17 protein-coding genes are annotated in these 25,654 nt (G+C 42.3%); 7 read left to right on the forward strand and 10 right to left on the reverse strand.

Annotated features, from left to right (window positions below; all coding sequences use genetic code 11):
* The first annotated feature begins 24 nt into the window (after nucleotides 1-24).
* Both OCV39_RS12515 and OCV39_RS12520 read left to right on the forward strand, forming a co-directional pair.
* Nucleotides 25-462, forward strand: a complete 438-nt coding sequence (locus tag OCV39_RS12515; protein WP_261888565.1) for a DMT family transporter — start codon at nucleotides 25-27, stop codon at nucleotides 460-462.
* 31 nt (nucleotides 463-493) lie between these two features.
* Nucleotides 494-1,363, forward strand: coding sequence for an NAD-dependent epimerase/dehydratase family protein (locus OCV39_RS12520; RefSeq protein WP_261888566.1), 870 nt, complete (start codon nucleotides 494-496; stop codon nucleotides 1,361-1,363).
* A 363-nt stretch (nucleotides 1,364-1,726) separates the two neighbouring features.
* On the opposite strand, the gene glmS is transcribed toward OCV39_RS12520, so the two are convergent.
* Together glmS and OCV39_RS12530 are read right to left on the reverse strand one after the other, a co-directional pair.
* Nucleotides 1,727-3,559 (reverse strand): glutamine--fructose-6-phosphate transaminase (isomerizing), encoded by a 1,833-nt coding sequence (gene glmS, locus OCV39_RS12525; RefSeq protein ID WP_261888567.1) that lies wholly within the window; start codon nucleotides 3,557-3,559, stop codon nucleotides 1,727-1,729.
* A gap of 109 nt (nucleotides 3,560-3,668) precedes the next feature.
* The gene (locus OCV39_RS12530; RefSeq protein WP_017051128.1) at nucleotides 3,669-4,430 is read right to left on the reverse strand and encodes a DeoR/GlpR family DNA-binding transcription regulator; all 762 of its coding nucleotides are present in this window, start codon (nucleotides 4,428-4,430) and stop codon (nucleotides 3,669-3,671) included.
* 430 nt (nucleotides 4,431-4,860) lie between these two features.
* Between OCV39_RS12530 and pykF the strand changes: the two genes are divergently transcribed.
* A complete protein-coding gene (gene pykF / locus OCV39_RS12535) occupies nucleotides 4,861-6,270 on the forward strand; it encodes a pyruvate kinase PykF (RefSeq protein ID WP_017051129.1) in 1,410 nt (469 codons plus the stop codon).
* A gap of 173 nt (nucleotides 6,271-6,443) precedes the next feature.
* The gene (locus OCV39_RS12540) at nucleotides 6,444-7,106 is read left to right on the forward strand and encodes a GntR family transcriptional regulator (protein ID WP_017051130.1); all 663 of its coding nucleotides are present in this window, start codon (nucleotides 6,444-6,446) and stop codon (nucleotides 7,104-7,106) included.
* A gap of 505 nt (nucleotides 7,107-7,611) precedes the next feature.
* On the opposite strand, the gene OCV39_RS12545 is transcribed toward OCV39_RS12540, so the two are convergent.
* The 8 genes from OCV39_RS12545 to OCV39_RS12580 form a co-directional block, all read right to left on the reverse strand.
* Entirely contained in the window at nucleotides 7,612-9,471 is a 1,860-nt protein-coding gene (locus OCV39_RS12545; protein WP_261888568.1) for a sensor domain-containing diguanylate cyclase, read from the reverse strand.
* Nucleotides 9,472-9,605: 134 nt separating this feature from the next.
* On the reverse strand, nucleotides 9,606-10,100 hold the full coding sequence (gene ilvN, locus OCV39_RS12550) for an acetolactate synthase small subunit (protein WP_017051132.1): 495 nt from the start codon (nucleotides 10,098-10,100) through the stop codon (nucleotides 9,606-9,608).
* A 1-nt stretch (nucleotide 10,101) separates the two neighbouring features.
* Complete coding sequence (locus tag OCV39_RS12555) at nucleotides 10,102-11,823, reverse strand: acetolactate synthase 3 large subunit (RefSeq protein WP_017051133.1); 1,722 nt, start codon at nucleotides 11,821-11,823, stop codon at nucleotides 10,102-10,104.
* Between the two features lie 458 nt (nucleotides 11,824-12,281).
* Complete coding sequence (locus OCV39_RS12560; protein WP_113799549.1) at nucleotides 12,282-14,090, reverse strand: AMP-dependent synthetase/ligase; 1,809 nt, start codon at nucleotides 14,088-14,090, stop codon at nucleotides 12,282-12,284.
* Between the two features lie 198 nt (nucleotides 14,091-14,288).
* Nucleotides 14,289-15,248, reverse strand: a complete 960-nt coding sequence (gene leuO, locus OCV39_RS12565) for a transcriptional regulator LeuO (protein ID WP_017051135.1) — start codon at nucleotides 15,246-15,248, stop codon at nucleotides 14,289-14,291.
* A gap of 493 nt (nucleotides 15,249-15,741) precedes the next feature.
* The gene (locus OCV39_RS12570) at nucleotides 15,742-18,855 is read right to left on the reverse strand and encodes an efflux RND transporter permease subunit (protein ID WP_261888569.1); all 3,114 of its coding nucleotides are present in this window, start codon (nucleotides 18,853-18,855) and stop codon (nucleotides 15,742-15,744) included.
* A complete protein-coding gene (locus tag OCV39_RS12575; protein WP_136994192.1) occupies nucleotides 18,852-20,192 on the reverse strand; it encodes an efflux RND transporter periplasmic adaptor subunit in 1,341 nt (446 codons plus the stop codon). Before OCV39_RS12575 ends, OCV39_RS12570 begins: the two co-directional genes overlap by 4 nt.
* Nucleotides 20,192-20,842 (reverse strand): TetR/AcrR family transcriptional regulator, encoded by a 651-nt coding sequence (locus OCV39_RS12580; protein WP_017051138.1) that lies wholly within the window; start codon nucleotides 20,840-20,842, stop codon nucleotides 20,192-20,194. Before OCV39_RS12580 ends, OCV39_RS12575 begins: the two co-directional genes overlap by 1 nt.
* A 648-nt stretch (nucleotides 20,843-21,490) precedes the next feature.
* Between OCV39_RS12580 and leuA the strand changes: the two genes are divergently transcribed.
* The 3 genes from leuA to leuC all read left to right on the forward strand — a co-directional run bounded on the left by leuA (nucleotide 21,491) and on the right by leuC (nucleotide 25,644).
* Nucleotides 21,491-23,038, forward strand: coding sequence for a 2-isopropylmalate synthase (gene leuA / locus OCV39_RS12585; RefSeq protein WP_113799555.1), 1,548 nt, complete (start codon nucleotides 21,491-21,493; stop codon nucleotides 23,036-23,038).
* An 83-nt stretch (nucleotides 23,039-23,121) separates the two neighbouring features.
* Entirely contained in the window at nucleotides 23,122-24,213 is a 1,092-nt protein-coding gene (gene leuB / locus OCV39_RS12590) for a 3-isopropylmalate dehydrogenase (protein ID WP_113799557.1), read from the forward strand.
* A gap of 15 nt (nucleotides 24,214-24,228) precedes the next feature.
* Complete coding sequence (gene leuC, locus OCV39_RS12595; RefSeq protein WP_017051141.1) at nucleotides 24,229-25,644, forward strand: 3-isopropylmalate dehydratase large subunit; 1,416 nt, start codon at nucleotides 24,229-24,231, stop codon at nucleotides 25,642-25,644.
* Nucleotides 25,645-25,654: the final 10 nt, after the last annotated feature.

Raw genomic sequence — 25,654 nt, forward strand, 5'->3', positions numbered from 1 at the left:
TATCGATTGATGAGGAGTGTCATTATGATTGAGATGCTAATAACGATAGCAATTGGCCTCCTTGGTGGGGTTGCTGTTGGTACACAGACACCTATCGCTGGTGCAATGTCTCAGCGAGTTGGCGGGGCTGCTAGTAGTGTTATTGTACATTTTGGTGGATTAGTTGCGTCGCTTATTCTTCTGGTTTCCAGACGAGGAGAAGATATCACCCAATGGCGAGAGTTGCCGTGGTACATGTTGTGTTGCGGCGGGTTTGGTCTGGTGCTGTTTCTAACCGTTAGTCATACCATTCCAAAGTTGGGAGCGGTATCGGCTATAACATTAATCATAGTAGGCCAACTTTTGGCTGGGGTAGTTATTGATTATTTGGGTGCTTTTGACACCATTCCACGAGGTCTCGAAATAAACAGAATGATAGGTCTTGCTCTGTTGTTTGCTGGTGCTTATCTGGTTATTCGATAAACCTATGACCTGTGTTCAAATTGGGTAGCTTATGAAAATCTTGGTAACAGGCTCAGCAGGTCGTATCGGTCGTAATATCTATATTCATTTAATGCGTATGCATGAAGTCGTAGGTTTAGATCTTACACCATGTTCAACGGTTGATTATATCGGAGATATCAGAGACCCAGAGTTGATAAGATCTGCTCTCAGTGGCGTCGATGTTGTAATCCATGCTGCCGCACTGCATGCCCCACATGTTGGCATTTTCTCAGATGAAGAGTTTATTGATATAAACGTAAAAGCCACGAAACGACTGGCAACAACAGCAATTGAGCAGGGTGTCTCCCACTTCGTATTCACCAGTACAACGGCACTTTATGGTTTTGCATCTACTCCTGATGAACAAGCTGGTTGGATTACAGAAGAAGTTATACCGTTCCCGAAGACCATTTATCATAAGAGCAAGATTCAGGCTGAAAACTTGCTCCAAAGAATTTCGGTTGATAATTCTTTACCAATAACGGTGTTGCAAATATCTCGTTGTTTTCCTGAACCTGCTGACATTATGGCCGTCTATAGATTGACTCGCGGAATTGACGCCAGAGATGTTGCTTCAGCTCATGCATGTGCAATCCAAATCCGTCCTGCTGGTTTTACCCGATTCATCATTTCGGGTAGCTCACCCTTTAGCCCTGATGATTGTGAACCACTATTACGCTGTGCTTCTGAAACGATTAAAAAACGTGTACCTGAACTTGCTGATGAGTTCAGCTTTAGAGGCTGGAAATTACCAGATAAACTTGACCGAGTTTACGATTCATCTCTCGCTCAGAAAGAACTGATGTGGAGGCCAGGGTTCAGCTACGCAGGTGTATTGGAACTACTGGACAATGGGATTGCAGAAGTGCTCCCAGTATAAGAAAACGGTCCCTTGTCCGTTTGGAGTTAGGCTCAACCAAACGGATGAGGGCTTAATATTTGCCTTATCGAGAAGAAGCGATTGTTGAATAGTCATGCAATAACCGATTTTTGATCAGAATTGACGATTTTGAAAAGAAATGGGCGTTTCTTTTCAGCGCTTTGTGGCATCTGTTCCTTGAAACGGTGCAATAAATTGGGGACTGAGTTTATCGTCTCAAAATCTCGCTGAATGATAATGGGGCATAAACGATTTAGAAATGGCAGCGTACCTATATGAACGCTGCCATTTTAGTATGACACTTTAATACTTAGTATGAATTTTTGCTCTTCTCACACATTTAATGCTAAGTAATGACGTTTATTACTCTACCGTCACAGCTTTAGCTAAGTTACGAGGTTGATCGACATCCGTACCTTTAATCAGTGCAACGTGATACGACAGCAGTTGCATTGGCACTGTGTAATAGATTGGTGCGGTGATCTCACTAACGTGCGGCATTGTGATGATTTTCATTCCTTCATCAGCTTCAAAACCAGCCTCTTCATCAGCAAATACATACAGTAGGCCGCCACGAGCACGCACTTCTTCTACATTCGATTTTAATTTCTCTAGTAATTCATTACTTGGAGCAACAACAACAACAGGCATGTCCGCATCAATCAGAGCCAGTGGACCATGTTTCAATTCACCCGCAGCGTAAGCTTCAGCGTGAATGTAAGAAATTTCTTTCAACTTAAGTGATGCTTCAACCGCGATTGGGTAAAACTCTCCACGTCCTAAGAATAACGTGTGGTGTTTATCGGCAAAGTCTGGTGCTAACGCTTCAATTTCTTTATCGAATGAAAGTGCCGTTTCAATTTGAGCAGGTAATTCATGCAGCGCTTTTACAATCTCTTCTTCTTTTTCAGTACAGATCAGGTTCTTTTGCTTACCTAAGGCTGTCACAAGCATAAGTAGAGCTGATAATTGAGTCGTGAATGCTTTGGTCGATGCAACGCCAATTTCTGCACCAGCACGAGTCATGAAGGCAAAATCAGATTCACGAACTAATGATGAACCAGCAACGTTACAAACCGTCATAGCTCCCATGTAGCCTTTCTCTTTCGCTAATCGAAGCGCGGCTAGCGTGTCTGCGGTTTCGCCTGACTGAGAAAGCGTAATCAATAAGCTATTTGGACGAGTGACAAATTTGCGATAACGGAATTCTGATGCGATCTCAACATCACAACTCACACCCGCAAGAGATTCAAACCAGTAACGCGCCGTCATACCTGCATTGTAAGAAGTACCGCAAGCGATGATCTGTACGTGTTCAACTTTGTTTAAGATCTCAACCGCATTCACACCTATGCTTTCTGTGATCACGGCTTTATCAGTGATTCGTCCTTCCATCGTATTAATAAGAGCTTTTGGTTGCTCAAAAATCTCTTTCTGCATGAAGTGGCGGAACTTTCCTTTATCTCCAGCATCTTGTTCGATATTAGACTCAACAATCTCGCGCTCAACCTGTTCACCTTGCTGATCATAAACGGTTACGTCACGACGAGTAACTTCAGCAACATCACCTTCTTCTAGGTACATAAAGCGGCGTGTCACACTTAAAAGAGCAAGTTGGTCAGATGCAAGGAAGTTTTCACCAACACCAAAACCGATAACAATAGGGCTACCAGAGCGAGCAACCACAACACGACTAGGATCTTTACGATCAAAGGCTACGGTGCCATATGCGCCATCTAACTGCTTAGCTGTCTTTTGTAGTGCCTCAACAAGAGTCTCAGAAGTACGCAGTTCCCACTCTACTAAATGAGCAATAACTTCAGTATCTGTTTGAGATTGGAATTCGTAGCCGCGACTTTTAAGCAGAGAACGTAACTCTTCATGGTTTTCAATAATACCGTTATGTACTAATGAAATATCACCAGAAACATGTGGATGTGCATTCACTTCTGAAGGTTCACCGTGCGTTGCCCAGCGAGTGTGTGCAATACCAGTGCCGCCAATTACTTCTTGCTCTTCCACTGCCGCAGCAAGTTCTTTCACTTTACCTAAGCGACGAACTCGAGTTAGTTTTGAATCTTGATCGACAACAGCAACACCCGCAGAGTCATATCCACGGTACTCAAGCCTACGTAGACCTTCAACTAAAATTTCTGCTACATCACGCTGTGCTACTGCACCAACAATCCCACACATAAAACGTCTCCAATATTATTAATTTTTTGATTATTTCTTATCGGCGGCAAGCAAACCCACTGGTACTGAATCTATTCAGTATAGTGATAAGAAATTAATTGCATTTTGTTTATGCTCGAATTACTCGAACATTATTTGATTCTATTGTTTGTAAATCGGCTTCAGAGAGCTCAGCATCGGTAATTAATACATCAATGCTTTCCCATGACAGCTCTAGATTCGGGATTTTTCGCCCTACTTTTTCAGATTCCACCATGACAATCACTTCACGTGACACTTCTGCCATGACTTTACTTAACCCAACTAACTCATTAAATGTCGTCGTGCCACGCTCTAAATCGATTCCATCAGCACCAATAAATAGTTGGTCAAAATCGTAAGCTCTTAATACAGACTCAGCGACTTGCCCTTGGAAAGATTCCGAATGCATGTCCCAAGTTCCGCCTGTCATTAAAAGTGTAGGTTCACTTTCTAATTCATTGAGAGCACTCGCAACATTCAATGAATTAGTCATAACCACGAGGCCGCGCTTATGATTAAGCTGCTGAATTAATGCCCCAGTCGTACTACCACTGTCTATCACGATCCGGTTATGGTCTCTGATCAGTTCAGCTGCGGCACTCGCAAGTGCTATCTTTCGATCCGAAACATTTTGACTCAACTCATCATTCACTACCTCTTTTGGTAAAGCAATCGCGCCACCATAACGACGCAGGAGCTGACCATTCTTCTCTAAAGAAGCAAGATCCTTTCTAATGGTGACTTCCGATGTTCCAAATTTGATAGATAACTCATCAACACTCACTTCACCTTTCTCTGTTACCAGATTGGCTATTGTGTGCCTTCTTAACTGAGTGTTTCGTTTCGACATTTAATACTCTTAAACAAAGTTTCGTTTCAGAACTTATTATAATCAAGTCGAAACAATAAGGTCTATTTATTTCGACCTAAAAAATTAATAAATAGCGCAAAAACCTTGTCCTAAGACAATTCTTAACCAGTGAAATAAGATCAATTCAATGGTAGAATCCGCCTCCGAAAAGAAAATAAATTACAAAATTAGCTGTCATTTTTTTGCCACTTTCTCCCGATATAGTCGAGTAAGTCACAAAAAACAGCCAAAACAGACAGACCACCTGGTCATAAAATGACTAAAGTTGATGAAAGACTTTCAGATCTGATGGCTTTAAAGACTGCTCAAGATGAGACGATTGCTGATATGAAAAGTGATTGAACGAGTAGCCTTCAGATACCAATACAAAAATTTCAATTTAAATTATATTTACCGGAGAGCACCTTCCATGAAAAAGACCAAAATCGTATGTACGATTGGCCCTAAAACAGAATCTGTAGAGAAACTAACTGAACTTGTAGATGCAGGCATGAACGTTATGCGTCTAAACTTCTCTCACGGTGACTTCGCTGAACATGGCACTCGCATCGCGAACTTCCGTTCTGTTATGGAAGCAAAAGGTCAGCAACTTGCTATCCTTTTAGATACTAAAGGTCCAGAAATCCGTACTATCAAACTTGAAGATGGTAACGACGTAGATCTAGTAGCTGGTCAAGAGTTCACTTTCACAACTGACGCAACAGTTGTTGGTAACAAAGACGTAGTAGCAGTAACTTACCTAGGTTTCGCTAAAGACCTAACAGCAGGTAACACTATTCTTGTTGATGACGGCCTAATCGAAATGGAAGTTATCGCAACAACAGAAACTGAAGTTAAGTGTAAAGTTCTTAACAACGGTGCTCTAGGCGAAAACAAAGGTGTTAACCTTCCTGGCGTTTCTGTTCAACTTCCTGCTCTTTCTGAGAAAGACAAAGCTGACCTTAAGTTTGGTTGTGAGCAAGGCGTAGATTTCGTTGCTGCTTCTTTCATCCGTAAAGAAGAAGACGTTAAAGAAATCCGTGAGCTTCTAAACGCTAACGGCGGCGAAAACATCCACATCATCTCTAAAATTGAGAACCAAGAAGGTGTTGATAACTTCGATTCTATTCTTGAAGCTTCTGACGGCATCATGGTTGCTCGTGGCGATCTAGGTGTTGAAATCCCAGCTGAAGAAGTAATCTTCGCTCAAAAAATGATGATCGAGAAGTGTAACCGTGCTCGTAAGATGGTTATCACTGCAACTCAAATGCTTGATTCTATGATCAGCAACCCACGTCCAACTCGTGCTGAAGCTGGCGACGTTGCAAACGCGGTTATGGATGGTACTGACGCGGTAATGCTTTCTGGCGAAACAGCTAAAGGTAAATACCCTGTTGAAGCAGTAACTATCATGGCTCAAATCTGTAACCGTACAGATGGCGCTCTAAAAGCAGAGCTAAGCTCTCGTCTAGATAGCCCACGTCTACGTATCACTGAAGCAGTATGTAAAAGTGCTGTAGATACAGCTGAGAAACTAGCAGCTCCGCTAATCGTTGTTTCAACTGAAGGTGGTAAATCTGCTCGTTCAGTACGTAAGTACTTCCCAACAGCAAACATCATCGCACTAACAAACAACACTAAAACAGCAGCTCAGCTTGTTCTTACTAAAGGTGTAACTCCTGTTGTTGTTGATTCTCTAGACAGCACTGATGACTTCTACATCAACGGTAAGAAACTTGCTCTTGAGTCTGGTTTAGGTAATAAAGGCGATATCGTTGTAATGGTATCTGGTGCATTAGTATCTTCTTGCACAAACACAGTATCTGTACAAGTTCTATAAGAACAACGTATTTATCAAAAAAATATAAAAGAGAGCTTCGGCTCTCTTTTTTTATGAATCTTACTTGCCCAATTAATCAGTACGCTGTATTATCGATCTCATTGGTACTTCGTACCGTTAAATTAATTATCATCGTGTCTCGACTCCACACGACTATTAAATGAGGTTCCAACGTGTCTAGCCCAACTCTGACAGATAAAGTTTGCCAAATGATTCGCCAAGATATTCTTAACGGTGAGCTACTTCCTAGCCAAAAATTGGTCGTTGCTGAATTAAAAGACAAATATAATGTTGGAGCATCTCCAATTCGTGAAGCGCTGGTTCAATTGTCGTGGAGCAAATACGTGAAGTTAGCACCACAAAAAGGCTGTTGGGTTGCACCTGTATCCGTCGTCGAACTTCATGACTTGTATGAAAGCCTACGTGTCGTCTCTTCTGTTTTACTGAAGAAAGCGATTAACTCCGGAGATGAAAACTGGGAGCTTGATGTATTAACGTCTTACCATAAGCTTTCACGTGTGAAGAATAATCAAGACCATTTTGACTATACGGAATGGGAAGAGAGACATCACCAATTTCATGTCGCTCTATTAGAAGGGGCTGACTCAAAGAATATGTTTGAATTCTTCAGCGACTTAATCAATCAAGTTAAACGCTATCGCTACTTAGCCATGACATCGAACCCAGATAGCTCAAGCGAGCTATTCAACATTGATGAACACGAAATGATCATGAAGCTTGTTTTAGCAAAGAACACCGATCAAGCGCTTGATTTACTTGATAAGCACCTTGCTGGTTCAATGAAAGAAATTGAGACCATCATTAACGCCGCTTAATTTGATGGCGGTTACACGCTAAAGAGCGGCCATGCTGAAAACAAAAAATCGGGTTAAATCCCGATTTTTTGCTATTTAGAATAATATGAATAGTGCTACTAACATTGCTTAATGTCTTCAATGTTCACCATCCAAAAAATTCTTTATGGTGTGTGTTGAGTAACAAAACCATAGGTAAAAAGTAGAGAGCACTTAATTGAATACCCAATACCACCAAAATACCTATCGTGAGCCTCACTAGAAAATGGCTTAACATACGATGCCTCTGTAACTAGACTGTATGATTCCCTTATTATTTTTTGCTTTACTGCACGAATCCTTTCTCAAAAAGATAAGAATTTTTGAATGAAGCATGGTCAATTCAAAAATATATCCACTTACCTTCTACCAAGTTTAGCCTAAAATTGGTTAAGCATTAGACTTTAGTCTAACCACCAATCACCGCTAAATGGCAAAGTATTGCTTAGGAAGTCTTACTTAGCAAATATTGCTTAGAAAGCCTACATTAAGCCGATGTCACTCTGTTACGACCCAATGCTTTTGATTCATAAAGTGCAATATCTGACTTCTTATAAGTTTCACTGCTATCTAAAGTAATGTTGCTATATCCGATACTTATCGTCACAGGTGCCTCCATAGAGCCCTCAATCAATCGTCGTAATCGGTTTAGCAACAACTCCGCATTATCAAGGCCTATACAAGGCATAATGATAGCGAACTCCTCTCCGCCAACTCTCGCGACAAAGTCCGAGTCTCTGACATTCTCTGCCAATAAAGAGGCCACCACTTTTATCACTCGATCGCCTTCATCATGTCCTGAGTTATCATTAATCAGCTTAAAATGGTCAATATCAATCAAGGCTAAACAAGTTTGACTGCTTTCAGAACCAGGCGGCAAAAGAGCCGTATGATGATCTATCGTTTCATCAAATTTACGACGATTCCATAACTGAGTTAATGCATCTCTTTCACTTAAGTTTCGGAATTTATCTTCTAACTCTTTTCGCTCAGTAATATCCACAATCGATACTATGTAATAACTGACTTTATCTGAATGATCCAATACACCATGAATTCGAATCAATCCGATAAAAGGAGAGCCCATCTGTGTGAGACATTCTACCTCCCCTTCCCATCGGCGGTCTTTAGCCAAGCTTGACCATATAGAGAAGGCTTCATCTGAAGCTTTATTACGAAAAAGAAGTCGAAGGATCCCTCTCCCTTCAATTGACCCCGAGCTATAACCGGTTATATTTTCGAACTCCTGATTCACCATTAAGACTCGATACGAGAGATCGGTGATCATGACAGCAGACATGCCACTTAGCGCTGCTTGAGCGAGTTTACTTTCCATACTTCTTCGTCGTGAGTACAGACTAAAAAATAGAGATGGTATCGAAAAAAGCAGCACGAGCCCTAAAACAAAAGAGACCTGTTTTTCTAACGATTTAATTTGTGGCAATGCATAATGTTGTATTCGATGAGGTTCAATTTTTACCAATAAATATAGAGTCTCTTCACCTCTTAATTCAACCCGGTTAAAGACAAATAAGTTGTTATCTTCGTAGGTATAACCACTTTTTTTCTTTTGCATCAATTGCCATATATTAGGATGTTGATAAGGGAGATTAAACTGACTGCGCTGAGATAAAACCGAACCGAATAATTTGTCTTTGTCATCGCTGGAAAGAAAGAAACCACTCTCATCTAAAATTTCTAAGTTAAGATTTTTATCTGTCGAGTAGCTCAATCGGTCCGCGATATACCAGAGATCTAAGTTAGTGATCAAAAAGCCAATTCTACCGGAGCTACTGCTCACCGGTGTGCTTAAACGCAATGTAGGGATATAAGGCTGGACAAGTTTCCCGTGTTCAACTTCAAGACCTATCTTAGTTGTTAAGATTTCATCACTTTCTATATTTTGAGATAACTTAAAATAATCTCTTTGAGATTTATCTTGCAGCTCTGCGGCAGTACTCGCAAGATCATTTTTGACATCATAGTTAACTCGGACTTGTTCCATACCATTAAGATCCAAAAAGCGGATCTGTGTGAACCACTTCTGTTTCGACGCTATGGATTTCCAATTATCTTCGAGAAATTTCTTCTTATCAGGCTCAGGAGAGGATGTATAGTCCAGTAAAACAGTACTGTGGCTAAGTAAACTCACCACTGATTTCATTTGATAACGCAGATGTTCAGATTCGCGTGCAGTAAACTCTAACTGGTCAAGTGTTTGATTGGCGATCTGCCTTGCCGTGTCTGTATAAATTGAATCAGCCCGTTGGTGATAGTAAAGCGAAAGTAATGATCCCAAGAACAAACTCACGGCTAGAATAACAGCCGCTTCTTTTTTATATCTCACTACCATTCCTACACTTCACGGCACTAATTAATGAAAAAACATTATACCACCCATCATACTTTAAAAAACAATAAAGCCACTTCAAATAAGTGGCTCAAATCAATAAGTGGTCAATTAATTACCGCGATCAATAGTTAGGCTTTTAAGGCACGCTCTCCACGAGCAATTCCTACTACGCCACTTCGAGCGACTTCGATTACGTCGGTAACCTCAGAAATGGCTTGAATGAATGCATCAAGCTTTTCACTTGTACCAGCTAGCTGCACGGTATATTGGGACGCTGTGACATCAACAATCTGCCCTCGGAAAATATCAGCGGTGCGCTTAACTTCCGCGCGAGCAAAACCACCCGCCTTTACCTTCACCATCATCAATTCACGTTCAATGTGCTCAAATTCAGATATTTCTTGAACTTTAAGTACATCTATCAGTTTATGCAGTTGCTTCTGAATTTGTTCAAGCTCTAATGAATCAGATTCAGTGGTAATGTTGAGGCGAGAGAGTGTCTCGTCATCGGTTGGTGAAACCGTCAGTGATTCAATGTTATAACCACGCTGCGAAAATAGCCCTACAACACGAGATAATGAACCCGGTTGGTTCTCTAATAATAGTGAAAGAATATGTCTCATATTAGGTTCTCTCCGTCTTGCTTAACCACATATTATCCATGCCCTCGCCTTTTATTTGCATAGGGTAAACGTGTTCATTTTCATCTACATTAATATCTACAAAAACCAAACGGTCCTTCATATCCAATGCTTTTTTCAATCCTGCTTCAAGCTCATCAGGTGTGTTAATTCGAATACCAACGTGGCCGTACGCTTCTGCAATGGCCGCAAAATCTGGGACAGAATCCATGTAAGAGTTAGAGTGACGACCTTGATAAATAATATCTTGCCACTGTTTCACCATACCGAGAAAACGGTTATTCAAATTGATTATTTTCACGGGTATATCGTATTGCATTGCCGTAGACAGCTCTTGAATATTCATTTGAATACTGCCATCCCCCGTCACACATACCACCTCTTCCGTTGGATGAGTAAATTTAACGCCTAAAGCGGCAGGAAAACCGAACCCCATAGTGCCGAGGCCACCAGAATTGATCCAGCGACGTGGTTTGTTAAACGGATAATAGAGAGCGGCAAACATTTGGTGCTGGCCAACATCTGACGCAACAAAGGCATCACCACCTGTTAGTTTGTGTAAAGTTTCGATGACTTGTTGAGGCTTAATCCGCTCACTCGACTTGTCATAACTCAAGCAGTTACGTGACTGCCATTGATTAATATCTTTCCACCAGCTTTCTATCGCGGTTTCATCATTCGATCCACCTTGCTCGATAAGCAGTGTCAACATTGAATCAAGTACAACTTCAGCAGAACCAACAATGGGAAGATCAACATGTACGTTTTTAGAGATCGATGACGGATCAATATCGATATGAATTACTTTTGCATCGGGGCAATACTTCTCAAGGTTATTGGTCGTACGATCATCAAAACGAACACCAATACCGAAAATAAGATCCGCATTATGCATGGTCATATTGGCTTCGTAGGTGCCGTGCATACCTAGCATGCCTAACGCATTTTTGTGGGTGCCAGGAAAAGCGCCAAGACCCATTAAGGTGCTTACCACTGGAAGATTTAAGCTTTCAGATAGCTGCATAATTTGACGATCCGCTTCCGAAATTATGGCACCTCCCCCAACATAAAGTACGGGTTTCTTAGCTTCTAAAAGCGCTTTCAAGGCTTTCTTTATCTGTCCTTTATGGCCTGTCGTTGTTGGGTTGTATGAACGCAACTTAATCGACTCAGGATAATGGTAAGGGAATTTTATTTGTGGATTCATGACATCTTTTGGCAAATCGACCACCACAGGTCCAGGTCTGCCCGTTGATGCAATATAGAAGGCTTTCTTTATGGTCTCTGGAATGTCTTCTGCTTTCTTAACCAAAAAGCTATGTTTCACGACAGGGCGCGAAACCCCCACCATGTCACACTCTTGGAAGGCATCATTACCGATAAGGTTATTAGGCACGTTTCCTGATAGCACAACCATAGGAATGGAGTCCATATAAGCAGTCGCAATACCCGTAATTGTATTCGTCGCTCCAGGTCCAGAACAGACAAGCACCACACCCGGTTTACCCGATGCTCTCGCATAGCCGTCCGCCATGTGTGTCGCTGCTTGTTCATGACGAACAAGAACATGCTGTATATCGTCCGTTTTTGCGTGCAAAGCATCGTATATATCAAGCACTGAGCCACCCGGATAACCGAAAATTTGCTCAACACCTTCATCAATCAAAGACTGTACGATCATCTCTGAGCCAGATAACATTTCCATCTATATTCTCCTTACCTGAAACCATCTGTATTGGTAATACGGTTGGCTCTGGTTTTCCATAGTCTAGGTCTTATTTTTAGCCTAAATCGAAATACTTCCACTTTTCGGCTATGCCTTCCTTTTGTCATAACAAAAAGAGAGGGTACGCAACAACTGTAACCCTTTATTATCATTGGGTCTAATGGGGGTTTTGAAAGGTTTTTATAAATATTCTATCGTTAGTGAAAATAAAAGATGAAGATGCCAACTAGTAAGCCCAGATTAGGCTTAACTTTCATACTGGGCAAATAAAAGAGGATAATATTTTAATAGAAAGTGCTAAATCGTCATCAAAATACGAAATAAAAGTGTGTGATAAAACAGGCTTCAATTTATAAGCTGCAACAAAAATCCCCCACTAATAATTCAATATTAAAATGGGGGATTTTTAAGCAACTGAAAATTTATCTCACAGAAAATTACTTATCTTTCTTCTTTTCTGTGTACATTTCTTCAATTTCGTCCTGATACCTATCGTTAATGACTTTACGACGCAATTTCTGAGTTGGTGTCAACTCACCTTTATCCATCGAAAAAGCTTTCGGTAGCAACTTAAATTTCTTCACTTGCTCGAATTTCGCTAGCTCAGTCTGTAAGCCATTCACTCGCTTTTCAAACATCTCAACCACTTCATTATGCTTAATCAGTTCTAAGCGATCGTGATACTTAATATTAAGCTCTTTCGCGTACTCTTCTAGCGTATCGAAACAAGGAACAATCAATGCAGACACAAATTTTCGCGTATCGGCAATAATCGCAATCTGTTCAACGTAGTGATCTTTACCGATCGCACCTTCAATCACTTGCGGTGCTATGTATTTACCACCTGATGTTTTCATCAGCTCTTTGATTCGGTCGGTAATGAATAAATTGCCATTCTCATCAAAATGACCAGCATCTCCTGTTTTCAAAAAACCGTGTTCATCAAACGTTTTTTCGGTCTCTTCTGGCATCTTGTAGTAGCCGCGCATCACCATAGGACCACGAACAAGAATCTCATTATTCGCACCAATTTTAACTTGTGCGCCAGGCATCGACATACCAATAGAATCTGGGTTGAAGCATTTATCATCCCAGCAAGATACCGTTGCTGTTGTTTCTGTCATGCCGTAGCCAAGCTTGACGTTAATACCGATAGCATGGAAAAAACGGCCTATCGTTTCATCTAGCTTCGCACCACCACATGGCATGAAGTTGATTCGACCACCAAGCAGTGCTCGTAACTTAGACAGAACTAATTTATCCGCCAAGCGATGGCTTCTCTGTAACATAAATGACGGAGTACGACCTTCTTGGTGACACACCGACATTTTCGCACCCATGTTCACCGCCCAAGTAAAGAGCACTTTACGGATAAACGGGGCTTTAGACACTTTTTCATGAATAGCTGAGAATATTTTTTCATAAAAACGCGGTACAGCTGACATCACGGTTGGGCGTAATTCAGTTAGCGCATCACGAACTTGCATCGTATCTTGCAGGTAACAGTTAGTCGCACCGTTGTACAATACGTAGAAGCTCCATGCACGTTCAAATACATGTGATAGTGGTAAGAATGCAAGAGAGACATCATCAGGCGTTAAGCTTAATCGCTCATCATGTGCTTTAAGCTGAGAGCCGATATTCATGTAATCAAGCATCACACCTTTAGGCTGCCCTGTGGTACCAGAAGTGTAGATTAACGTCAGCAAGTCATCCATATTGGCATCAGCAATACGTTTATCCAGTTCTGGTTGATGAGCCTCATCCGCCGTTGCCATGAAATCAGCCCATGACATCGCAAACTCATGACCTTGAAGATCGACCGTTGCCGACATTGCAACAATTAACTCTAATTGCTCACACTCTTCATAAAGAGTAACAGCAGCATCAAATTGAGCCTGCTCTCCAACAAACAGAACTTTAACATCTGCATTTTGAATAATGTATGACGATTGTGCTGGTGTGTTGGTCGGATAAATAGGAACCGTGACAACACGAACCTGAAGCGAACCAAAATCGGCGAAACTCCATTCAGGCATGTTGTTCGAAAAGATACCAATTTTATCCTGAACTTTTAAACCTCGAGAGAGTAAAGCTAAAGAAAGTGTGTCTATCTGCTGACCAAACTGTTTCCAGCTAATATCTTGCCAAGCATTATTTTTTTTATGCTTTAGGGCTGCACGGTCTCCGCCTTTTGCTACTTGCTCACGGATTTTTTTTACGATGTGAAAATCTAAGTTGGCCATGTCTCTTACCTTTGGCTTACACCTGTAAGCGTTTGAGCGCACAAGTGTACCTTCGATGTAAAAAAAGGCAACTGACGAGTGTCAAAGTTATCACTAATAGTTTGCTATACCCTAAAATAATACCTCGTCTTAAAACCATAAAAAAACCCTAAACAGTGATTCACGGTTTAGGGTTAAAGCAACAGAGCTATCGGACCGTTATTTCACTGCAACAACTTCACCGCAGATCATCATCAGCTGATCTCGTAACCAGATATGGCCTTTGTCTTTTTCGCTCGACTCATGCCAGCTCAAGTAGCCGCAAATAGATGCATTATCAAATGGGAACTGGATGATATTCAGTTGATCCTTATTTGCCGCATTTTCAACCATCCAGCGTGGTGCGATGGTCACTAATTCTGACTGCCCCACAACGTACAATACATTACTTAAACTCGTCCCTTCATAGTAAGCAGGACAATCTAAGTCTCGATACGCTTGCTCAGAGAAACTACGCTGACCGTGAATTTTAGAGAGCTTGGCATGTTTCTCATTCAGCAGCTGATTTGCCGTCACATCACCTTGAATTCGTGGGTGAGAACTTGAAGTAACAACAACTAACTCATCTTGGAATATTTCAGTACTAGAGAAGCCTTGTTCATCAAAACGGGCGTAATCAATCACAAAGTCGATCTCTTGGTAACGCATACGCTCAGATAGCTTACGGTCAAATTCCGCATCCATATGAAGTTGAACATCGGGTGCTTGTTCATGGATATTGGTCATGATTTTCGGTGCAAAACGCATGTCGCAAGGGCTACAAATCGCCAGCTTGAACAGTCGAGTTGAAGACTCAGGATTAAATACAGAACTTGGCAGTTCATTACGAATTAATTGCAACGCTTGGCGCATCGGTCCGAATAGTTGACGAGCTCGTTGAGTGGGTTGAATACCACGGCCTTGACGCATGAAGAGTTCATCATTGAACATAACTTTTAACCGAGCAACAGCATTGCTGACTGCTGGTTGAGACATCCCTAAATTGTGCGCTGCACGGGTAATATTTTGCTCCTGCATAACAGCATCAAACACTGTCAGAAGGTTCAAATCAACTCCACGTAAAGTACTTTCCATTCGGTAGCTTGCAATGGCACTCATTGCATTTTTCTTATCTAACATAGGGGACGCCTCTTACTGGTAGTCAATAGTATTTGCTTAAAGTTAGTCGTAATAGATAACCAGAAATTGTCATATTGACGACTCAGATATATCTAGGAACAACACAACTATTAACCAATCAATCTAGCGACACCAACAAGATTGAGAAAGAATCAGCTAATTTTACCCTATTTATATAATTTATCTTTTAAAACAGACTATTACAGTTTTATAAAAAACTATAAAAACCACCTTTTTATCACTTTTACATTAAACATCATGGTGAGTTATGGGTTTTGTTACATTTGTTACATTTCATTCCCGCTATGAATGAGTAACAACCCAAACCTAAAAACAGCGTAAATGGGTCAGCCTTAAAATAGATAACATTGATATTTAGCTGTTGTGCACAAATCAAACTCCGGGTAGTTGAGAAACATTGAGACTAAAAAGCCCTGAACGCATCAAGCATTCAGGGCCTATTTTTTGTATCACAGAATCAAACGAACGAAGATTAGGCTTCCATATCAATTGGCTCATGTTTATGAATTAAGCCAAAGTCAGCCAACACCGCATAAGCGGCTGGTATCATGAACAACACCAATAATGTAGAAGCAAAAATCCCGAAGACGATGGAGATGACTAGAGGTTGAATCACCTGCGCTTGAAGGCTCGTTTCCATTAGCAGTGGTAATAACCCAGCGGCGGTTGTCATCGAAGTTAAAAACACTGCGCGGAATCTTTCTCGACTCGCTTTTACGACTGAATCATGGACATTATCACCTTCATCCACATGGTGACGAATGTACTGCACTAATAGAATAGAGTCATTGACCACTATCCCCGCTAACGATACAAACCCCATGATGCTCGGCATACTTAAAGAGTGTCCTAATAGCCAATGCCCCCACACAACACCAATGAAAGCCAATGGGATCGCAAGCATCACGACAAAAGGTTCTAAGTAACTACGGAACTGGAAACTTAAGATAATAAATACACCAAACAATCCAAGTAAGAAACCTTTCCCCATTGAGGCTCCCGTTTTCGCGGAGTCTTTTGCTTCGCCTTCAAAATCAAATCGAAGTCCTGAGTACTTATCTAACAATTTCGGCATTTCATCACTTTGAAACTGGCGAACAATTTCAGTCGAACTGGCCTTCTTATTATCTATGTCACCATATACGCTGATCGTTCTTAAACCATCAATACGTTGAATTCGTACATAGTTACGCTGGAAATCTAATGTTGCCAGTGTGGCCAGTGGGATTTGACTTCCATCTGGTGTAATAATGGGGAAGTTAGACAAGCGTTGAAGATCACCCGCTTCCGTTTTATTTAAACGCACTTCAATCGAAATATTCTCAACACCAAGCTGTATTTCATCGGCACTTTGACCAAAAAATGCAGCCCTTAGCTGTGCCGCGATCATCTGCCCATTCACGCCATACGTTTCCGCACCGGGTCTGAGCTTAACGAGAATCTCCTCTTTACCCATTCGCATGTCATCAAGCACACCCGTCACACCATCGAATGTGTTCAAATAGGTTTGAATATCAATGGATGCCTGTTTTAGTTCATCCAAGTCATCATGCTTTACTCGGATCTCAATAGCTCGGCCACCAGGCCCCATAGTTGGTTGCTTGAAGACCATGGAGATCGGTTCCGCAAGATCTCCGACATCTTCGCGCCATGCATCAACAAAATCATCGATTCGAGTGTTACGGCTCTCTGCCCCAAGGAGATCCAAACGCACCGTCGCCAGATGTGGTCCAGATTCATTGGCATCCGCATTAACATTAAACTTACTGGTAATATGCTCTACGAGTGGGATCCCATTCTCAACCTCTTTAGACCACGCTTCATTAAGTCGCTTCGCTGATGAGACCACCTGCTCAACGACTTTTTCAGTGTGCATCAGTGATGTGCCGGGAGGCAGGATGATGCGAACCTCAGCAGTATCACCATCAAGATCAGGGAACGGAACAAATTTCACCCCACCACCTACGATTAAAGAGATGGATATCAGCATCAGCGCAACTACACCACCCAAGAAGGCATAACGAAACTGAACCACTTTTCCAACGGCATTAACCAACGTGGTATTACGAAATTGCTCAAATCTATCTAGCAAAACACGTTTGAATTTTAGCGGAGCCTTCTCTTTCTTCTCTTTATGCAATGAATGAGCAAGGTGGTTGGGTAGAATTAGAAACGCTTCGATTAGGCTTAATGATAAGACTAAAATCAGTACTTGCGGCACCGCTTTTAACACGGCCCCCATTTCACCCTCTAAAAAGAGCAAGCTACCAAAAATACATACTGTGGTTAAAAATGAGGAGAGCACGCCAGGGAATACTTTTCGAACGCCATTATAGACCGCATCGTCAATATTCTGCCCTCTGTCTAAGTGGGACGCGATCGATTCAGCAATCACAATCGCATCATCCATCATGATCCCTATTGCCATTAGCAAACCAACCAGTGACATGATGTTGATCGATAAGCCGATATTAGCCATCAAGAATAGACCGCCCAAAAATGCGACGGGTAAACCTGCCGCCACCCAAAAAGAGTAGCGGAAGCTAAAAAATAGCCACATGGTAGCAAACACAAGAATGATCCCTTGCCATCCGTTCTTGACCATCATGGTCAGACGATCCCACAATACAGATGAGAGATCATTGGTCAATTGTAGCGTTACGCCATCCGGTGCAATTTTACGTTGGTCTTCCACAAATCGCGTGACTTGATCTTTGATTCTCAGCGCGTCATCTTCTTTGTTTTTACTGATCTTCAGTAACGCAGATGGCTTACCATCAAACAATACTTTCTGTTCATCCAACTCAAAACGATCGGTGATCGTGGCGATATCTCGTAAACGGATCAAGGACCCATTTGCGCCCGATGCTACGACGATCGATTCCAACTCTTCTGGCGTCACTCGACGTTCATCAAAACGGATTAAAAAGTTTTTATCTCGAGTTTCAATGCTACCACTCGGTAATTTAACGTTCTGACGCCCGATCTGTTCCGCGATATCACCGACGCTTAACCCTAATTGACGAATAGCTTGAGTATCGAGCTCTACACGATACTGGTGATCTGAAAAGCCACTAACCGACACCAGAGAGACGCCATAATCAAGCTTCATGGTGCGTTTAAGATCTTCAGCATAAGCCTTTAACTCTGGCCAACTGGTATCGGCTGTGATCGCAACATCAACAACGGGCTCATTCCAGTCAAGCTCTTGAACCATTGGTGATTCGATCTCAGTGGGAAAATCATTGATTGAGTTGATCTGAGTTTGGACATCCACCAGCATTCGCCCGATGTCTGCTTTCTCATTCAACTTTAAGATCAACCGAGCCGAACCTTCAACCGCTTCACACTGAGTCTCTTCAATATTAGCTAAGCCATCCACCGAATCTTCCATACGTACACATAAGCTCTCCTCAACTTCTTGAGGGGAGGCTCCGGGATAGATCACACTCGCCATGATGTATGGAGGATCAAACTCTGGAAAGGTTTCACGTTTGATCGTCGATAAAGATGTGATACCAAGTACGAGCAAACCCAGCATCAATAAGTTTGCGGCCGTTGGATGGCGAGAGAAAAAACGGATCATGACTCGTCTCCTACTTGATTCGCTCCTGTACTATTGACTGAGTTCACCGTCGCTTCGCGTAGCATCATTCCATCAATCGCAGGAAGAAGATCATTCAGAACCAAGCGTTCTCCTTGTTCGATATCCCCATTGATAACGACTTGGTTATCTCTGCGGTACAACACTTCAATCGTTCGGATTTCCAATCGAGATTCAGGGCTCATAAGGTAGATGCGATTGCCATGCAATGCTCTTTCAGGAATAACCCAACTTGGTTGCTGCTGACCTTCAATGGTCGCTTGCACAAACATCCCATTGACTAAAGGCGGTAAACTTTCCGGCGTCAGATCGGCGTAATTTTGCGTCGCTTCTAAAATGACACCAGCAGTCGCTTGATTCACATCAACCGTTTCACTGATACGTGCAACTTTCGCAGGCCAAATGGCTTTTAAATTACCACTGTTCAATTCAATTTCTGCGTTAATGAACGCCATATCCGGTTTAGGAATACCTGCATCATCGCGAGTAAACGAACCAACACTTGAAGCAAGGGTATGCATATCATGAATCGAAAGTTGTGCTTCCACTTCCATTACATCCATTCCATGCCCTACCACCATCGTTTGCTGTAAGTTCACCACTTGGTTTATCTCGATATCCACACTGGCGATTCGTAAAGAACGAGGTAAGCGGATCGATGTTTTATCTAATGAACGCTGGGCTTCTTGGACCTTCGATTGATTCACTCTAACAACAGCTTGCGCAACTTTCTGCTCGTCAGGAAAAAGCTGTAGTTGATTCTTCATATCTTGGACGAGTTTTTGCTGGGATAAATAGCTTTGCGTCTGTTGATCCACATCAGACTGAGAAGAGAGACCCTTCTTACGCAAATTTTCGATACGTCCTAATTCTTGTTTACTCAATGACAAACGGTTTTGTTCGATTCCAAGCGTTTGTTGTAAGTTTCGCTCTTCTAACGACAGTTTCGCTAATTGAGTCTGGCTTGACTTCAGATCCGCTTGAGCTTGGGTCAACTTTAATTCGTAATCTAGGGGATCAATTCTAATAATTTCAGTATCTTTCGGAAGTACCTGACCTTTCTCTAAATTGGGGTGACGATACACCACCTTCCCTGTGACTTCTGCGATCGCTTTCCATTCAAATTTAGGCGTCACTTTGCCATAACCAATAGCGACAGGAGCCATGGATTTAAGTTCTAACGGCATCGTATCCACGAGTCGGGCTCTATCGGTGGCAGGGTTTGTCGGTAAATCAGGGCGTAAATTAATCGCCAGTACTAAAACGACAACACCTACCGCTAACGCAGGGAAGAAAAGAAATTTGCGGTTCACTTTCATTATTCTGGTCCTTGAATATTATCTTTTTGGATAAAACCATGAGTCATCAATTTGATGTTATGTTCGAGTAATCGATTTAGAAATTCTTCATTGATTTCGATGCCATGAAAAGCAAGTAGAGGGGGAGGAGCGATAAAGGGAAAAACCATTAAGCTTATATAAGAGACCCGACATAACTTGGGATCCATTCCGGGTTTCAGTACACCACGTTCAACAAGCTTGTCAAAAATGACATCTTGAGCCGGTTTCGTCACATCAAGGAATACTTTTTCTAGTAACTCCCTTTGCATTTCAGAAGGCGGCATATTCATCACTTGGGCAATCAAACGGGGAAACTTCGGTACCTTAACCATCTCTTTATAATAAGTTCGCATCAAGTCTAGAAAGTTCTCTTGGTTGCTATCTTGAACTAACTTATTCATCTGTAGCTGCATCGGGCGTAATGTTTCTCGCAACATGGTTTCGAACAACCCCGCCTTATTACCAAAATAATACCGGATCATTGCGATGTTGACGCCCGCGCGTTCTGCAATGAGGCGAGTTGATACCTTGTCATAAGGCTGAACCACAAACAGATCACGAGCATGCTGAATCAACAGCGCTCTAACATCCACATCTTGCTGAGGTCTCCCTGCTTTTCTCGTTGTCACGGCCGCCCTTCTCTACTCAATTAATCATGCGATTAATTATAGGTAGAAATGAATCAAATAAGCAGGAGATTAATTCAACACTAATCAATCAAATGATTAATTAATCGAACCAAGCTCGTAGAAACGTAAATGTTAATTTAGTGGTCATTAACTCAACACGCCTATCGTCTATTTTCCTTTCTTTCTCTTGTTAACAATAAACCAACTCTACATATAAAATATTAACCTGCATATATAAAATCACGTGACATCATCAGCAGGAAGATATTGGAATAATCAGCATAAAACACCAAATAAAGCACCCACAAGAGTTAATTGCAAAGATTCCATTCTAAGTGTGAGGAGGATAATAGATTTTCTTGTTTGACGCTTAATGAAATTTACGGTAAATATGTGGTTAACAAATTTTAAGGATACTTGTGTAATGATGTTAACTTCGCCACTTCTACTGAACCTCCTCCTGATCGTGAGCAATGCACGCGGGTAGGTTGTGAACGGCGAATATGTACACAATTTCTAGAAACCCGCACTTGATGCGGGTTTTTTTATAACGGTAAAAATTTAAGCGTGCTACGCATATAAAACCAACGATTACCTTAAAATTATTCTATGGAAGTAAACGGTCTACATCGGAAGAAGGAAGCACTCATGAACGATCAAGTCATCATTTTCGACACCACATTACGTGATGGCGAACAAGCACTCTCCGCCAGTTTGACAGTGAAAGAAAAACTGCAAATTGCCTATGCGCTTGAACGACTGGGTGTCGATGTAATCGAAGCCGGTTTCCCAGTGTCTTCACCTGGCGATTTTGAATCCGTCCAAACTATCGCAAGAAATATCAAAAACAGCCGTATTTGTGGTTTGTCTCGTGCTGTCGCCAAAGATATTGATGCAGCTGCCGAAGCGTTAAAAGTGGCAGAAGCGTTCCGTATTCACACCTTTATTTCAACCTCGACGGTTCATGTTCAAGATAAGCTTCGTCGTAGCTATGATGACGTTGTCGAAATGGGCGTCAAGGCGGTGAAACACGCTCGTAACTATACGGATGATGTGGAATTTTCTTGCGAAGATGCTGGTCGTACACCGATCGATAACCTTTGCCGCATGGTTGAAGCGGCGATTAATGCTGGCGCTAACACCATCAACATTCCAGATACGGTTGGCTACACGGTTCCTAATGAGTTTGGTGGCATTATCCAGCAGCTATTCAACCGCGTACCGAACATCGATAAAGCCATCATTTCGGTTCACTGCCATGATGATTTAGGCATGTCGGTTGCTAACTCTATTGCGGCGGTTCAAGCCGGGGCTCGCCAAGTAGAAGGCACCATCAATGGTATTGGCGAGCGTGCGGGTAACTGTTCATTAGAAGAGATTGCAATGATCCTTCAAACCCGTTCAGAGTTTTTAGGGGTTCGCACAGGACTTAAAAATGATGAAATCCACCGCACCAGCAAGCTAGTCAGTCAACTGTGCAATATGCCCATTCAAAGCAATAAAGCCATTGTTGGGGCGAACGCTTTTAGCCACTCTTCTGGTATCCACCAAGATGGCATGCTTAAGAATAAAAATACTTATGAGATCATGACTCCAGAGTCGATTGGTCTGAAAAACCAAGCGTTGAACCTAACCAGTCGTTCTGGCCGTGCAGCTGTTAAGAGCCACATGGATGGGATGGGTTACAAAGAAGAAGAGTATAACCTCGATACGCTTTACGCTGATTTCGTGAAACTGGCCGACCGTAAAGGCCAAGTCTTTGATTATGATTTAGAAGCATTGATGCATTTCGCTAACCTTCGTGATGAAGATGATTTCTATAAGCTGAACTATCTAAGTGTGCAATCAGGCAGTGTAATGGCGACCACCAGCATCAAGTTATTATGTGGTGATGAAGAAAAATGCGAAGCCGCTGTCGGAAATGGTCCCGTTGATGCTCTTTACCAGTGTATTTACAAATTAACGGGTTACGAAATCGTATTGGACAAGTTCCACCTAACCGCGAAAGGTGAGGGTGAGGATGGTTTAGGCCAAGCCGATATCATTGCTAACTATAAAGGTCGTAAATATCACGGTACTGGCTTAGCGACCGATATTATCGAAGCGTCTGGCCAAGCACTACTGCATGTAATCAATAGCATTCACCGAGCCGATCAAATTGCTGAAATGAAACAAAAGAAGATTGCCGCAGTTTAGAAGAAGCAGACAATAATTTTAAGTCAGAGGAAGTAAACTCTCCCCTGACTGACCAAGTTAAATAAAAAGATTAAAGGATTAACATGACGAATAAAACATACAAGATTGCCATTTTACCGGGCGATGGTATTGGCCCAGAGGTGATGGAACAAGCGCATAAAGTACTGGATGCCATTGAGAAAAAACACGCGATTTCATTCTCTCGCGAACAACATGATGTTGGCGGTATTGCGATTGATAACCACGGCTGTCCACTTCCTGAAAGTACTGTGAAAGGCTGTGAAGAATCTGATGCCGTATTATTTGGTTCTGTTGGTGGTCCTAAGTGGGAGCACCTTCCACCAAACGATCAACCGGAACGTGGTGCTCTACTGCCTTTACGTAAGCATTTCCAACTGTTTTGTAACCTTCGTCCAGCCCAGATCCATAAAGGATTAGAAAACTTCTCTCCACTGCGTGCAGACATTTCAGAGCGTGGTTTTGATATCGTGGTGGTTCGTGAACTGACTGGTGGTATCTACTTTGGTCAGCCAAAAGGTCGTGAAGGCGAAGGACCAAACGAGAAAGCATTTGATACTGAGATTTATCACCGCTATGAAATTGAACGTATCGCCAAAATTGCTTTTGAGTCGGCTCGTCTACGTAATAAGAACGTCTACTCAATCGATAAAGCCAACGTTCTACAAAGCTCAATTTTATGGCGTGAAGTGGTCGAAGAGATCGCTCAAGATTACCCAGATGTAAAACTAAACCACATGTATATTGATAACGCGACCATGCAGCTAATTAAAGACCCTTCTCAATTTGATGTGATGCTGTGTTCAAACATCTTTGGTGACATCATCTCTGATGAGTGCGCGATGATCACAGGTTCAATGGGCATGCTTCCTTCTGCAAGTTTGAATGAAAGCAACTTTGGTCTGTATGAACCTGCTGGCGGTTCAGCGCCTGATATCGCAGGTAAAAACATCGCAAACCCAGTAGCTCAGATCTTATCTGCAGCACTGATGTTACGTTACAGCCTAGGTGAAGAAGAAGCAGCACAAAGCATTGAAGCTGCCGTATCTAAAGCGCTGTCAGCCGGTGAACTTACGGCGGATCTAGCCGGTGATAAGCCAGCACTAACGACCTCAGCAATGGGCGATAAAATCGCTGAATACATTTTGAATTCGTAATTCAAGGAAGAAGCAATGTCTAACGCAAAAACATTATACGAAAAAATTTACGATGCCCATGTTGCCGTTGCAGCGGAAGGTGAAAACCCAATTTTATACATCGATCGCCACTTAGTTCATGAAGTGACCTCACCGCAAGCGTTTGATGGCTTGCGTGAAAAAGGCCGTAAAGTTCGCCAAGTCGGGAAAACTTTCGCAACCATGGATCATAACGTATCGACCCAAACCAAAGACATTAATGCCTCTGGTGAAATGGCTCGTATCCAAATGGAAACACTGTCTAAAAACTGTGAAGAGTTTGGCGTAACCCTTTACGATCTCAACCATAAATACCAAGGTATTGTTCATGTTATGGGGCCAGAGCTTGGTATCACTTTACCGGGTATGACGATTGTTTGTGGTGATTCACACACAGCAACCCACGGCGCATTTGGTTCTTTGGCTTTTGGTATTGGTACCTCTGAAGTTGAGCACGTATTAGCGACACAAACGCTAAAACAAGCGCGTGCTAAAACCATGAAAATCGAAGTTAAAGGCAAAGTAGCCGAAGGCATTACGGCAAAAGATATCGTTCTTGCCATCATCGGCAAAACAACCGCTGCGGGTGGTACAGGCTACGTGGTTGAATTTTGCGGTGAAGCCATTACCGATCTAACGATGGAAGGTCGTATGACGGTATGTAACATGGCAATTGAGCTAGGCGCTAAAGCCGGTTTAATTGCACCTGACCAAACCACATTTGATTACATCACTGGCCGTAAATTTTCACCTCAAGGGGAAGATTTAACGGCAGCTATCGAGTACTGGTCTTCACTAAAAACGGATGATGACGCAGAATTTGATGCAGTAGTCACCCTTGATGCTTCAGAGATTAAACCGCAAGTGACTTGGGGCACAAACCCGGGTCAAGTGATTGCCGTTGATCAACCAATCCCTGCACCTGAGAGTTTTGCTGACCCAGTAGAAAAAGCCTCAGCTGAAAAAGCATTAGCTTACATGGGACTTGAAGCGGGTAAATCTCTGTCTGATTACAATGTCGATAAAGTATTTGTTGGCTCATGTACTAACTCACGTATTGAAGACATGCGCGCGGCGGCGGCTGTAGCCAAGGGCAATAAAGTGGCGGCTCATGTTCAAGCTCTGATTGTTCCAGGTTCTGAACAAGTAAAAGCACAAGCAGAAAAAGAAGGTTTAGATGTGATATTTAAAGAAGCGGGCTTTGAATGGCGTCTTCCGGGTTGTTCTATGTGTCTTGCTATGAACAACGACCGACTAGGCCCACAAGAGCGTTGTGCATCAACATCTAATCGTAACTTTGAAGGTCGCCAAGGCCGTGATGGTCGAACTCACCTAGTCAGTCCAGCGATGGCTGCGGCTGCCGCAATTGCGGGTCACTTTGTTGATATTCGCACCATTACTGAACACGCATAAAAGGAATTTA

The organism is Vibrio cortegadensis (assembly GCF_024347395.1).
GTDB classification, from domain to species: Bacteria; Pseudomonadota; Gammaproteobacteria; order Enterobacterales; family Vibrionaceae; genus Vibrio; species Vibrio cortegadensis.